The sequence below is a fragment of the Humibacillus sp. DSM 29435 genome (assembly GCF_001758225.1).
Lineage (GTDB): Bacteria > Actinomycetota > Actinomycetes > Actinomycetales > Dermatophilaceae > DSM-29435.
The window spans coordinates 1-12861 of the sequence record NZ_MAST01000018.1 but is presented as its reverse complement, the minus strand read 5'-3'; the positions used below and the strand labels follow the sequence as shown (position 1 = coordinate 12861).

Sequence of the window (12861 nt, the reverse complement as noted above, 5' to 3'; positions counted from 1 at the left end):
GCTCAGGCGGGTTGTGACCGCGCGGATCGGACCGTGGCAGGGTTGCGGTGGGCTCAGGCGGGTTGTGACCGCGCGGATCGGACCGTGGCGGAGTTGCGGTGGGCTCAGGCGGCATCCGACCGCATGAATCGGACCGTGGCGGGCTTGGGGCGCTTCAGCGGTCGTGCATTTTGGCCAGCAAGGCGGCGTACCGACCGGTCACGCCGGAGGTGTCGACGGCGGGAACGTCGTACTCGGAGTCGAGCACGAGCTGCCACGACGGGGGTTCGGGCTCGCCGGACAACGCCCACGCGGCCTGGCGGGCGGCCCCGATGCCGACGTACTCGGCCGGGGTGGGTACGACGACCGGTGCCTTGAACAGACCCGGCGCGATCTCCCGCACGGCCCGTGACGCGGCCGCCCCGCCGATGAGCAGCACCCGGTCGACCTGCACCCCGTGGGCGCGAAGCGCATCGACGCCGGCCACGAGGTTGCACAGCATTCCCTCGACAGCGGCCCGGGCGAGGTTCGCCGGGGTGGCGTTGGCGCGGGTGAGCCCGCTGAGGGTGCCGGTGGCGAGCGGCAGGTCAGGCGTGCGTTCGCCGTCGAGGTAGGGCAGCATCGACAGCCCTCCGGCGCCGCTCTCGGCCTCGAGCGCCAGCCGGTCGAGGGTGGCCAGGTCGACGCCCATCATGGTGGCCGTCGCGCTCAGCACCCTCGCGGCGTTGAGGGTGCACATGAGCGGCAGGTGTCGCCCGGTCGCGTCGGCGAATCCGGCGATGGCGCCGGTCTCGTCGCGAATCGGCCCGTCGGTCGGGGTGAACACCGTGCCGCTGGTGCCGAGGGAGACGACGACGTCACCCGGGGTGAGAGTGAGACCGAGGGCCGCGCCCATGTTGTCGCCGGTGCCCGCGGCCACGATCACGCCGGACGAGGTACGCCCCGCCGCAGCAGCGGGGGCGATCACCTCTGGCACGTCGACGACGCGGCCGAGCGCCCGCTCGACCAGGTCGAGCCGGTACTCGCCGGTGGCGGCCGACCAGTAGCCGGTGCCCGACGCATCACCGCGGTCGGTGCTCCAGCGTTCGAAACCCATGCCCTGCTTGAGGATGCGGCCGGTCAGCCAGTCGTGGGGGAGGACCACCCGAGCGACCCGGGCGGCGTTGTCGGGCTCGTGCTCGGCGAGCCACCGCAGCTTGGTGACGGTGAAGCTGGCGACCGGAACGCTGCCCACCGCGTCGACCCACGCCCCCACTCCGCCGAGCTCGGCGACGAGGTCGGCCGCGGCGGGGGCGCTGCGGGTGTCGTTCCAGAGCAGCGCGTCGCGCACCACCTCGTCGTCGTCGTCGAGCGTGACCATGCCGTGCTGCTGCCCCCCGACCGCGATCGAGTCGACGCCATCGAGGATGCCGTCACCGCTCGCCTGCGTGTAGGCCTCCCACCAGCGGTCGGGGTGCACCTCGGTGCCGTCGGGATGGGGAGCGCGGGAGGCGCGCACGACCTGCCCGGTCTGCGCGTCGCACACGACGATCTTGGTCGACTGGGTCGAGCTGTCGACTCCGGCGACGAGGGTGCGGGCACTCATGGGGGTCCTTGCTCTGGTTGCGAAGACGCGGGCGTCAGGCTGACCGGAAGGTCAGCGTTGCGGCGAGACGACGGCCTTGATGCCCTTCGGGTCACTGCGACCGGCGACGAGCGCTGCCGCGCTCTCCTGGAGAGTATGCCGGGAGGTGACGAGACGGTCGAGGTCGACGATGCCGGCCGCGACCATCCCGATCGCCGTCGGCCAGGTGTTGGCGTAGCGGAAGGTGCCGGTGACCACAAGCTCGTGCTCCTGGATCGCCGAGAGCGGCAGGGCCACCTCGTCGCCGCCCATGCCCACGAGAACGGCTCTACCGGCCGGGGCGAGAGCGCTGACGCCCTGCTTCGTCACGGCCGCGTTGCCGGTGCACTCGATGAGGGCGTGGGGTGCGGCGCCGGCGATGGCCCCGGACAGGTCGTCGCGGGAGGGGTTGACGACAGACGTGGCACCGAGATCGGTGGCGACGCGGAGCCGCTCGTCGTTGAGGTCGACCACGGTGATCGCGACCGCCCCGGCGGCCCGGGCCACCTGCACGGCGACGAGCCCGATCGGCCCGGCCCCGGTGACGAGCACCCGGCTGCCGACCCCGACGTGGGCCTTGCGGGCCGACCAGATGCCGACTGACAGCGGTTCGAGCAGCGCGGCGGCCTCGTCGGAGACCGAGCCGGGAACCGGGTGGGCGAACGCCTCGTGGGTCACGACGAGCTCGGCAAGCGAACCGTCGATCGGCGGGGTGGCGTGGAAGCGCATCCGCGGGCAGAGGTTGTAGCGGCCGGCCAGGCACTGCTCGCACCTGCGGCAGGGCACACCTGGTTCGATCGACACCCGCTGGCCGACCCTGCTCTGGTCGACCCCCGGCCCGACGGCGTCGATGACCCCGCTGGCCTCGTGCCCGAGCACGAGTGGCGACTCGACGACGAAGCTGCCGATGCGTCCGTGGTCGAAGTAGTGGGTGTCGGAGCCACACACCCCCACCGCCGCGACCCGCACCCGCACCTCCTCGGGGCCCGGCTGCGGATCGGCCCGTTCGACGACTTCGATCTCGCCCGGCCGGTTGAGCACCGCAACGCGCATGGTTCCTCCGCAGATTCTGTTGGGTCGTTCATTCTTGCACCGGCGCCACCGGCGCCACTGGCGAGCCTCAGCGGCGCACGGACGCCTCGAGGGTAGCGCGGGCCCCGTGCACGTGCAGGCGCTCGAGGGCCTCGGCGTACGCCCTCGTGAACCGTTCATTGTCGACGAGATCACCGAAGAGGTCGCGGTCGCGCAGGAAGGCGAGGGGGTCCTCACCCTGCCGGCCGGCGGCGGCCATGACCCGCGTCTTCAGTCGGTCGACGATCTCGATCGGGTCACCCTGCTCGTCGGTGCCCTCCGCGTAGCGCGCCCACGACGCGACGACCAGGGCCGACCGGTCGATCTCACCGCCGCTGCTCAGGTTCGCGGTGATGACGGGCACGAGCCATTTCGGGATGCGGTCGCTGCTCTCGGCGCACAGTCGCGCGAGGGTGTCACGCACCTCGGGGTTGGCGAACCGTTCGACGAGCCGGTGGCGATAGGCGTCGAGGTCGACGCCTGGCACCTCGGGCAGGGTGGGGCTGCCTTCGTGCTCCATGTAGCCGAGCAGAAAGTCGACGAAGAGCGGGTCTTGACACACCTCGTGCGCGTAGCGGTAGCCGGAGAGGTAGCCGAGGTAGCACAACGCCTGGTGGCTGGCGTTGAGCAGCCGCAGCTTCATCAGCTCGTAGGGCACGACATCGCCCACGACCTGCACCCCGGCATCCTGCAACGGAGGTCGTCCGTCGGTGAAGCGGTCTTCGAGCACCCACTGCGTGAAGGGCTCGCAGACGACGGGCCAGCCGTCGGCAACGCCGAACTCGTCGGCGAGCCGGTCGATGTCGTCCTGAACGGTGACCGGGGTGATGCGGTCGACCATGGCGTTCGGGAAGGCGACGTGCTCGTCCATCCAGTCGGCGAGGTCGGGGTCGCGCAACCGGGCGAACGCGGTGATCATCTTGCGGGCGACATCGCCGTTGCCCGGCAGGTTGTCGCACGACATCACGGTGAACGGGGTTGCGCCCGCCGCTCGCCGCGCGGCGAGACCCGCGACGATGAACCCGAAGACGGTGCGCGGCACGGCATCCGGCTCCAGGTCGTGCTGGATGTTCTCATCGCTCGGGTCGAACTCACCGGTGACCTGGTTGACGAGGTAGCCGCCCTCGGTGATGGTGAGGCTCACGATGCGGGTCTGGGGGTCGGCGAGCCGGTCGACCACCGCCTGGGGGTCGTCGGGGGCGAAGAGAAGCTCGGTGATGCTACCGATCACCCGAGCCTCCCGATGGCCGTCGGGGTGCTTGACGACCAGGGTGTAAAGGCCGTCCTGAGCCGTCAGCGTGTCGATGATGCGCTGGTCGTGCGGTAGCGCGCCGACACCGCAGATGCCCCACTCCAGCGACCCTCCCTCGTTCATCAGCTGGTCGACATACATGGCCTGGTGGGCGCGGTGAAAGCCGCCCACTCCGAAGTGCACGATGCTCGCCGTGACCTGCTGACGGTCGTAGCCCGGCCTGGCCACCTGCTCACGCAGGCCGGGCAGTGCAGCCGCCGAGAGGGGCGTAGCGGTGTCGCTCACTTCACGGCGCCCATCGACAGGCCCTGCACCAGCTTGTCCTGCGCAGCGAAGCCGGCCGCCAGCACGGGCAGGGAGACCACCAGGGAGGCCGCACACACCTTGGCCAGGAACAGGCCCTGGCTCGTGACGAACCCGGTGAGGAACACCGGTGCCGTTCCGGCCGCGGTGCCGGTGAGCACCCGGGCGAGCAGCAGCTCGTTCCAGCTGAAGATGAAGCAGATCAGCGCCGCTGCCGCGATACCGGGCATGACGACCGGCGCGATGACGTCCTTGAGCGTGCGGACCAGGCTGGCTCCGTCGACCTGAGCGGCCTCGAGCATCTCGACGGGCACCTCCGCGAGGAAGCTGCGCAGCATCCAGATCGCGATCGGCAGGTTCATCGAGGTGTAGAGCACGATCAACCACCAGATGTTGTCGAGCAGGTGCGTCTTCTGGGCGAAGAGGTACAGCGGCAGGATGCCGGCCACGATCGGCAGCATCTTGGTGCTGAGGAAGAAGAACAGCACGTCGGTCCAGGCCTTCACCGGCCGGATCGAGAGGGCGTAGGCCGCCGGGAAGGCGAGCAGCAGCACCAGCAGGGTCGAGAGCACACTGGCCGTGAGCGAGTTGAGCAGCGCGGGCCACGGGCCGGCGTCGAAGAAGGCCTTGTAGCCCTCGAGGCTGAGCGGCGCGAAGATGCGCGGCGGGTTGGTGGCGGCGTCGGTCTCGCTGTGCAGCGAGGTGAGGATCATCCAGGCCACCGGCAGGGCGAACAGGATGCCGATCACCCAGGCCAGCAGGCCCAGCAGCCCGTGGCTGCGTGGCGGCTTGCGATGGTTGATCGCCGTGCTCTGCATCGGTTGCGGTGCCCCGACGCTCTGGGGCACCGGGCCCCCGGAGGTTTCGGGTGTGACCGGAGTGCTGGCGCTCATCGGGACTCCTCCTTGAACAGGCTGAACACAGATCGCAGGGCGAAGGTGGCGATGATGATCGTGCCGACGACGACCACGACGCCGGCGGCCGACGCGCGGCCGTAGTCCTGGGCGGTGTAGAAGGTCTGGTAGATGTAGTACGGCAGGTTCGCGGTGCCGAGGCCACCCGAGGTGATGGTGAACACGTGGTCGAAGTTCTGCACCACGTAGATGGCGCCCAGCAGGCCCGACAGCTCGATGTACTGGCGCAGGTGGGGCAGGGTCATGCTCTTGAAGATCTGCCAGCCGTTGGCCCCGTCGATGCGGGCCGCCTCGACCACGTCGAGGGGTCGACCTTGTAGACCCGCGAGAAGGATCAGCATCATGAACGGTGTCCACTGCCAGACGAGCGCCGCGATGATGGCCCAGAGAGGGTTGTTGCTGATCCAGTCGGGCTGGGGAGCGTTGTCACCGAAGACGAACTTCAGCGCGCCGTTGAACAGGCCGTACTCCGGGTTGTAGAGCGCGTGCTTCCAGAGCAGGGCGGCGGCGATCGGCACGATGAGGAACGGCGTGATCATCAGGGTTCGCACAATGCCGCGGCCGCGGAACTTGCGGTCGAGCAACAGTGCGATACCGAGGCCGAGCAGAAGGCTGATGATCACGACGGCCAGCGTCAGCAAGATGGTGACGACGACAGCTTGCCGGGCGTTGACATCGGTGAAGACCCGCTTGAAGTTGTCGAAGCCGGCGAACCCGCGCTCGTCGGGGTAGTAGGCGTTCCAGTTCATGAACGAGATGACGAGCGTGGCCAGGAACGGCAGCTGCGTCATGAGGATCACGAAGATCAGCGCGGGCAGCAGCGGGGCCCGCCTCGCCCACTTGCCGGCTCGGGCCAGCTGCGTGCTCGGCTTCTGGTTCGCAGCCTTCGGCGCGGACGAACCGGCAGGGGGGTTCGTGGTTGCGGTGCTCACTTCTTCTCCCGGGACTGGTAGCGCTCGGCGACGTCTTCAGCGATCCTCTGGCCCTTGTTGAGGGCATCGTCGACCGTGGTCTGGCCGGCGATGGCCGCGCTGACGTCCTGGCTGACCTGGGTGCCCAGGTCGGGGAACTCGGGGATGTCGATGAACTGAATCCCGTCTGCCGGTCGCGGTTGCACGCCGGGGTTGGTCGGGTCGGCGGCCTCGATCGCGGCCTTGGTCGGCCCGGCGAAGGCCGATGCGGCCTTCAGGTACTCCGGGATCTCGTAGGTCGAAGCGCGCTTGCCGGCGGGGACTCGTGACCAGCCGAGCTTGCTGCCGACGAGGTTCTCGTAGTCCTTGCCCGAGGCCCAGGAGATGAACTTCCAGGCGTTCTCCTGCTTCGTGCTCGCGGCCTGGATGCCCCACGACCAGGCGTAGAGCCAACCCGAGCTCTTCGTCTTGACGACGGGGGCAGCGACGTAGCCGAGCTTGCCCTTGACCGGGGAGCCCTCTGCCTCGAGCGAACCGGCGGCCGACGTGGCGTCGTACCACATCGCCACGTTGCCCTGGGTGAGGTTGTTGAGGCACTCGGTGAAGCCGGCTTGCGGAGCGCCCTTCTCACCGTGCGCCTTCACGAGGTTGACGTAGAAGTTGACGGCCTCCTTGAACGGCGGGGCGTTGACGCCGGGGGTCCAGTCCTTCTCGAACCAGGTGCCGCCGAAGGTGTTGACCACGGTGGTGAGGGGGGCGAAGATCTGGCCCCAGCCGGGTTGGCCACGAAGGCAGATGCCGGCCATACCGGGTTGCGCGCCGTCGACCTTGGCCGCGATGTCGGCGACCTCCTGCCAGGTCGGTTTCGCGGGCATCGTGATGCCCTTCTGCTGCATGATGTCCTTGCGGTACATCAGGAACGAGGACTCGCCGTAGAAGGGCTCGCCGTAGACCTTGCCGTCAGACGACAGCGAGACCTGCATCGGCTTGAGGATGTCGGCCTGGTCGAACGCCGCGTCCTTGGCGATGAAGGGGTCGAGCGGGCTGAGCCACTTGGCCTTCGCGTAGATCGGGATCTCGAAGTTGCTGACCGTGGCGATGTCGTACTGACCCGCCTGGCTGGAGAACTCCTGGCTGATCTTGTCGCGAACGTCGTTCTCGGGCAGCACCGTGAAGTTGACGGTGATACCGGTCTGCTTGGTGAAGTTCGCGGCCGTTAGCTGCTGGAGGTCGATCATCTGCGGGTTGTTGACCATCAGCACGTTGATGCTGTTCGCCCCGCCATCGCCGCCGCCGCCACCACCCCAGCCGGCGCAGGCCGAGAGGCTCGCGACGAGCCCACCCGTGAGCGCCACGGCGCCGGCCATCTTGGCCCGTCGCCTTGTTGCGTGTCTGCTTCGTCGCACGTCGCCCTCCTCGTCGAGGCCCGCTCACTTGAGCGAGACATTGCACGTATGAGTAAAGTGACTCAGGTCACTGGTGTCAACCGTTGGGCCAACATCCGGCGAGCGACCACGAACGGCGCGATGAGGCGCCAGAATCGGGGCGTGAGGGCAATGGCGAAAGAGAGCCGCGGACCGGCTGAGCTGGTGCGCGCCGCTGCAGTGGCGCGGCGCCACTACCTCGAGGGCCAGTCGAAGACCGAGATTGCCGCTGACCTGGGCATCAGTCGGTTCAAGGTCGCCCGGCTGCTCGACCTGGCCCACGAGCGGGGCATGGTGCACATCGAGATCGTCGCTGACGGTGAGATCGACCTCGACCGGTCGGCGCGGCTGCAGGAGGCGTTCGGGCTGCGCCACGCCGTGGTCATCGACGGCACGGGCCTCGACTTCCACACCCTGAGCGAGCACCTCGGCGAGGCGGCAGCCGCGCTGCTGGCCGAGATCCTCGAGGAGGGTGACGTGCTGGGCCTGCCCTGGGCTCGGTCGATCGACATCATGACCCACGCTTTGGGCCAGCTGCCGCGGGTCGACGTGGTGCAGCTCTCGGGCGCGATGGAGATCCCGGGAGTCGACAGCAGCGCCGTCGACATCGTGCGCCGAGCAGCGCGGCTCACCGGCGGGTCGTCGTCGATCTTCCACGCCCCGCTGCTGCTCGACGACGTCGTGGCCGCCCAGACCCTTCGTCGTGACGGCGCGGTGTTGCGTGGCCTCGCCGAGGCGTCACGGGTCACGACAGCAGTGGTGGGGATCGGCTCATGGTCGGCCGGGCTGTCGACCGTCTACGACGCCGCCACCCCCGACGACCGTGAGCAGGCGCGAGCCGCCGGCGTTGTCGGTGAGATCGCCGGCCGCTGCTTCGACGCTCACGGACACCTCGTCGAACCACCCCTTGCCGAGCGCATCGTCACCATCGGCGCCGACGAGCTGCGCGGCATCCCTGAGGTGATCGGTCTCGTCTCCGGTCGCCCGAAGGCCTGCGCTGTGGGCGCGGCGCTGCGCGGAGGTCTCGTCAACGCGCTCGTCGTCGACACAGTGCACGCCGACGCCCTGTTCGAAGACGTCGCGAGCGCAACCCGGCTGCTCGACGCACAAGGCGCGGCGGCCGGCTGACCGACGACCGCGCCGCTGTCTTCGACCGGTCGGAGGCGAGCGGTGATTCTGGCTCTCCCGCCCGAGGATCGAGGCTCGTGACATAGGTTCGTCATGCACCCCCCGTCGTCTCGTCGCCCGGTCAAAGGAGCCCGCTGTGCAGATCGGTGTCCCCTGCGAGAGTCGCGCCCGTGAGACGCGCGTCGCCGCCACCCCCAAGACCGTGAGCCAGCTTGTCGGCCTCGGCTATGACGTCGTGATCGAGTCGCAGGCCGGTCTCGCGGCCAGCTTCGACGACGAGGCGTACGCCGCCGCCGGGGCCCGGTTGGCGCCGGCCACCGAGGTCTGGGGGTCTGACATCGTGCACAAGGTCAACCCTCCCGACGACGAAGAGATCGCCCGGCTCCGCTCGGGCACGACCCTGGTCAGCCTGATGGCGCCGGCCCTGCAGCCCGAGCTGCTCGAGCGGCTTCGTGTGGCGGGTGTCACGGCCATGGCCATGGATGCCGTTCCGCGCATCAGCCGCGCCCAGTCGCTCGACGTGCTCAGCTCGATGGCCAACATCGCCGGGTACCGGGCGGTCGTCGAAGCCGCCCACGAGTTCGGGTCGTTCTTCACCGGTCAGGTGACGGCCGCGGGCAAGGTGCCGCCGGCCAAGGTGCTCGTCGTCGGGGCGGGCGTCGCCGGGCTGGCCGCCATCGGCACGGCGCGCTCGCTGGGGGCGATCGTACGGGCGACCGACGCCCGGGCCGAGGTGGCCGAGCAGGTCGAGTCGATGGGGGCCGACTTCCTTTCGGTGCAGGCGGCCGAGGCTGCTGACGCCGTATCGACGGACGGCTACGCCAAGGAGATGGGCGAGGACTACAACGCGAGAGCCGCCCAGCTCTACGCCGCCCAGGCGCCCGACGTCGACATCATCATCACGACCGCGCTCATCCCGGGGCGCCCGGCACCACGGCTCATCACTGGTGAGATGGTCGCCACGATGAAGCCCGGGTCGGTCATCGTCGACATGGCGGCGGCCAACGGCGGCAATGTCGAGGGCGCCGTGGCCGATCAGATGGTGGTCTCGCAGAACGGGGTGAAGATCATCGGCTACACCGACCTTCCGGCCCGGTTGCCCACCCAGGCCAGCCAGCTCTACGGCACCAACCTGGTCAACCTGATGAAGCTGCTCACGCCGGCCAAGGATGGGCGGCTCGTGCTCGACCTGGGCGACGTCGTGCAACGGGGCATGACGGTCGTGCGGGAGGGCGAGCTGCTCTGGCCCCCGCCGGCGGTGCAGGTGTCGGCTGCGCCGGCGAGCGCAGCGGCATCCGCCCCGGTGGTGAAGGAGCCACCCCGACCGCCCGACCCGCGACGACGCTACGTCGGCATGGCGATCGGTGCGGCAGTGTTCGGTCTTGTGGCCGCCTTCGCGCCCGCTGACTTCCTCGGCCACTTCACGGTGTTCGCGCTCGCGGTCGTCATCGGCTACTACGTGATCGGCAAAGTGCACCACGCGCTGCACACCCCGCTGATGTCGGTGACCAACGCCATCAGCGGCATCATCATCGTGGGGGCGCTGATCCAGCTCGGGGGCAGCAACCCCATGGACGGCGGGAGCCAAGCGGTCGTCGTGGTGCTCGCGTTCCTGGCCACGCTCATCGCGAGCATCAACATCTTCGGCGGGTTCACCGTGACCCGGCGGATGCTTACGATGTTCCGGAAGGGCTGAGCGATGGGAACCGATCTCGCCCTCATCCAGGCCGCCTACGTGGTTGCTGCGCTGCTGTTCATCACCTCGCTCGCCGGTCTGTCGAAGCACGAGAGTGCCCGCGACGGAAACGTGCTCGGCATGGTCGGCATGGCGATCGCTCTGGTCGCCACCTGGTGGCTCGCGCTACGGGGAGCGTTGTGGGGCAACGTCGTCGCCATCGTCGTCGCCATGGCGATCGGTGCTGCCATCGGCATCTGGCTCGCGCGCCGGGTCGGCATGACGCAGATGCCCGAGCTCATCGCGATGCTGCACAGCTTCGTCGGTGCCGCGGCGGTGCTCGTCGGCCTCAACACGTTTGTGGATGGCGGACGCGGCAGCGACGGAGTGCACCTCGTCGAGATCTTTCTCGGGGTGTTCATCGGGGCCGTGACCTTCACCGGGTCGATCGTCGCGTTCCTCAAGCTGTCGGCCCGCATGTCGAGCAAGCCGCTGATGCTGCCGAACCGGCACTGGCTCAACCTCGCTGCGCTCGTGGCGTCGACGGCGCTGCTGGTCTGGTTCGTCGCCGCCGCTTCGCTCGTCCCGCTGCTGCTGATGCTCGTCATCGCGCTCGCGTTCGGGTGGCACCTGGTCGCCTCCATCGGCGGCGGCGACATGCCGGTCGTGGTCTCGATGCTCAACAGCTACTCCGGCTGGGCCGCGGCGGCGGCCGGTTTCATGCTCGGCAACAACCTGCTCATCGTCACCGGGGCGCTCGTGGGCAGCTCGGGTGCCTACCTCTCGTACATCATGTGCACCGCGATGAACCGGTCGTTCGTGTCGGTCATCGCCGGCGGCTTCGGCTCCGACGGAACGGTCTCGAACGTCGACGTCGACTATGGCGAGTATCGCGAGACCTCAGCGTCCGAGGTGGCCGAGCTGCTCACCCACGCCGGTTCGGTCGTCATCACGCCTGGCTACGGGATGGCGGTGGCGCAGGCGCAGTATCCCGTCGCCGACCTCACGGCCAAGCTGCGCGAACGCGGTATCGACGTGCGGTTCGGCATCCACCCCGTCGCCGGCCGTCTGCCCGGGCACATGAACGTGCTGCTCGCCGAGGCGAAGGTGCCTTACGACATCGTGCTCGAGATGGACGAGATCAACGACGACCTGGCCGGCGTCGACGTGGTGCTCGTCATCGGCGCCAACGACACGGTCAACCCCGCCGCCAACGACGACCCCACCTCACCCATCGCGGGGATGCCGGTCATCGAGGTGTGGAAGGCCGGTGAGGTCATCGTGTTCAAGCGCTCGATGAACGCCGGGTATGCGGGAGTGCAGAACCCGCTCTTCTTCCGCGACAACACCGCCATGCTCTTCGGCGACGCCAAGGAGCGCGTCGAAGACATCATCAAGGCCCTCTGACCCCACCCCCTCCCTTCCCTGTCCCCGCGAACGACTCGTTCGAGGGCGAACGCCGCAGTATGCCGACTCGTTCGCTCATGAACCCGTCGTTCGAGCCGCCCGCCAGGCAGGATGCCGGTCAGCCGGCTTTCGGCCGCGACCGGCCCCGCGCGATCGCCGCCTCGATCTTGGCGCGCACCAGGTCGGGTCGATAGAGATCTGCCCAGGTGAGGCGCACGACCTCCCAACCGAGTGCCCGGATGCGGTCTTCGCGCCTCTTCTCGGCGAAGAGCAACGCCTGGGCCTGCTCCGGGTCTGCGGCGCTGTACTTGCTCTCACCGTCGAACTCGACGAGCACGCACGTGCCGCTGATCCGGAAGTCGGCGTACTGGGGTTTGCCGCCGGGGCCGTTGGTTCCTGGGGGGAACTGCGGCTCGAACTCGTAGGCGAGGGCGTGGAGCACAAAGGCGGTCAGTGACTCGCCGGGTGATTCGTGCCGTGGGTCGCACAGCCCGAGGGCGGCCCGCACTCGTGTCATGCCGCGCTGCCCCTTCGATGCGGAGCAGGCCGTCACCAGATCGGCCTGCTCGATCATCCCCGCTCGCATCCCGGCATCCGCGGCGACGACCAGCGCTCGGGGGTCGGTCTGGCCGGCTTGGACGACGGCCAGTGCGGGGTGGACGGTTCGATCCTGAAGGGGTAGGCCCGGTTCCAGGACGGTCTCGTGGATGCGGGTTCGGCTGAAGGCCTGATACGGCTTCTTCGGGTCGACCCACATCAGGTGCACGGTGCCGAAGTCGATCGCCTCGGTGGGAAGCCCTAGCTGCACCACCGCCGATCCGTGCGAGGCCACGACCTGCCCGGCGTATTCCTGAAGCAGGGCAGCGGTCCGCCGTCGATGGTGCTCCCTGGGGTCGCGAGGCCGGTCTACGGCGTACCACCCGCGGTGAAGCGGGTGGCAGTCGCCATCTTTGACCAGCCGACGCAACGTCGTGCCGTCGACGCCGATGTTTGCGGCATGGCGGGCAGAGAACACGCCGTCAGTGGATATGGCCTGCAGGTACATGCCGACCATGGTGACGCTTGTCGACGTTGGGCGTCGGAGTGCCTGTGGAAAACCTCGGCCACATTGCTCGAACGACGGGTTCGTGAGCGAACGACGCGGCATACCCCGTCGTTCGCCCTCGAACGAGTCGTTCGCGGGAAAGGGTGGGG

General features: G+C 68.9%; 10 protein-coding genes. 3 read left to right on the top strand and 7 right to left on the bottom strand.

The annotated features are described in order from the left end of the window. Window positions 1-154 precede the first annotated feature (154 nt). From xylB to BA895_RS13075, 6 genes are all read right to left on the bottom strand, one after another. Window positions 155-1564: a xylulokinase gene (gene xylB, locus BA895_RS13100; RefSeq protein WP_070192355.1), complete on the bottom strand. Its 1410-nt coding sequence runs from the start codon at window positions 1562-1564 to the stop codon at window positions 155-157. Window positions 1565-1615: 51 nt separating this feature from the next. After that, a complete protein-coding gene (locus tag BA895_RS13095; protein ID WP_070192354.1) occupies window positions 1616-2635 on the bottom strand; it encodes an NAD(P)-dependent alcohol dehydrogenase in 1020 nt (339 codons plus the stop codon). Window positions 2636-2702: 67 nt separating this feature from the next. Beyond that, the gene (locus BA895_RS13090) at window positions 2703-4190 is read right to left on the bottom strand and encodes a mannitol dehydrogenase family protein (RefSeq protein ID WP_070192353.1); all 1488 of its coding nucleotides are present in this window, start codon (window positions 4188-4190) and stop codon (window positions 2703-2705) included. After that, the gene (locus BA895_RS13085) at window positions 4187-5026 is read right to left on the bottom strand and encodes a carbohydrate ABC transporter permease (RefSeq protein WP_070192386.1); all 840 of its coding nucleotides are present in this window, start codon (window positions 5024-5026) and stop codon (window positions 4187-4189) included. Before BA895_RS13085 ends, BA895_RS13090 begins: the two co-directional genes overlap by 4 nt. A 71-nt stretch (window positions 5027-5097) precedes the next feature. Then, complete coding sequence (locus BA895_RS13080; RefSeq protein ID WP_070192352.1) at window positions 5098-6054, bottom strand: carbohydrate ABC transporter permease; 957 nt, start codon at window positions 6052-6054, stop codon at window positions 5098-5100. Further along, on the bottom strand, window positions 6051-7400 hold the full coding sequence (locus BA895_RS13075; RefSeq protein ID WP_070192351.1) for a sugar ABC transporter substrate-binding protein: 1350 nt from the start codon (window positions 7398-7400) through the stop codon (window positions 6051-6053). Before BA895_RS13075 ends, BA895_RS13080 begins: the two co-directional genes overlap by 4 nt. Before the next feature lie 189 nt (window positions 7401-7589). On the opposite strand from BA895_RS13075, the gene BA895_RS13070 reads away from it, so the two are divergent. The 3 genes from BA895_RS13070 to pntB all read left to right on the top strand — a co-directional run bounded on the left by BA895_RS13070 (window position 7590) and on the right by pntB (window position 11667). Further along, complete coding sequence (locus BA895_RS13070) at window positions 7590-8585, top strand: sugar-binding transcriptional regulator (protein ID WP_070192350.1); 996 nt, start codon at window positions 7590-7592, stop codon at window positions 8583-8585. 136 nt (window positions 8586-8721) lie between these two features. Next, window positions 8722-10281, top strand: a complete 1560-nt coding sequence (locus tag BA895_RS13065) for a Re/Si-specific NAD(P)(+) transhydrogenase subunit alpha (RefSeq protein WP_070192349.1) — start codon at window positions 8722-8724, stop codon at window positions 10279-10281. Between the two features lie 3 nt (window positions 10282-10284). After that, window positions 10285-11667: a Re/Si-specific NAD(P)(+) transhydrogenase subunit beta gene (pntB, locus tag BA895_RS13060; protein ID WP_070192348.1), complete on the top strand. Its 1383-nt coding sequence runs from the start codon at window positions 10285-10287 to the stop codon at window positions 11665-11667. Window positions 11668-11785: 118 nt separating this feature from the next. Here pntB and BA895_RS13055 read toward each other — a convergent pair whose 3' ends face one another. Next, complete coding sequence (locus BA895_RS13055; RefSeq protein ID WP_139142643.1) at window positions 11786-12682, bottom strand: hypothetical protein; 897 nt, start codon at window positions 12680-12682, stop codon at window positions 11786-11788. Between the last annotated feature and the right edge of the window lie 179 nt (window positions 12683-12861).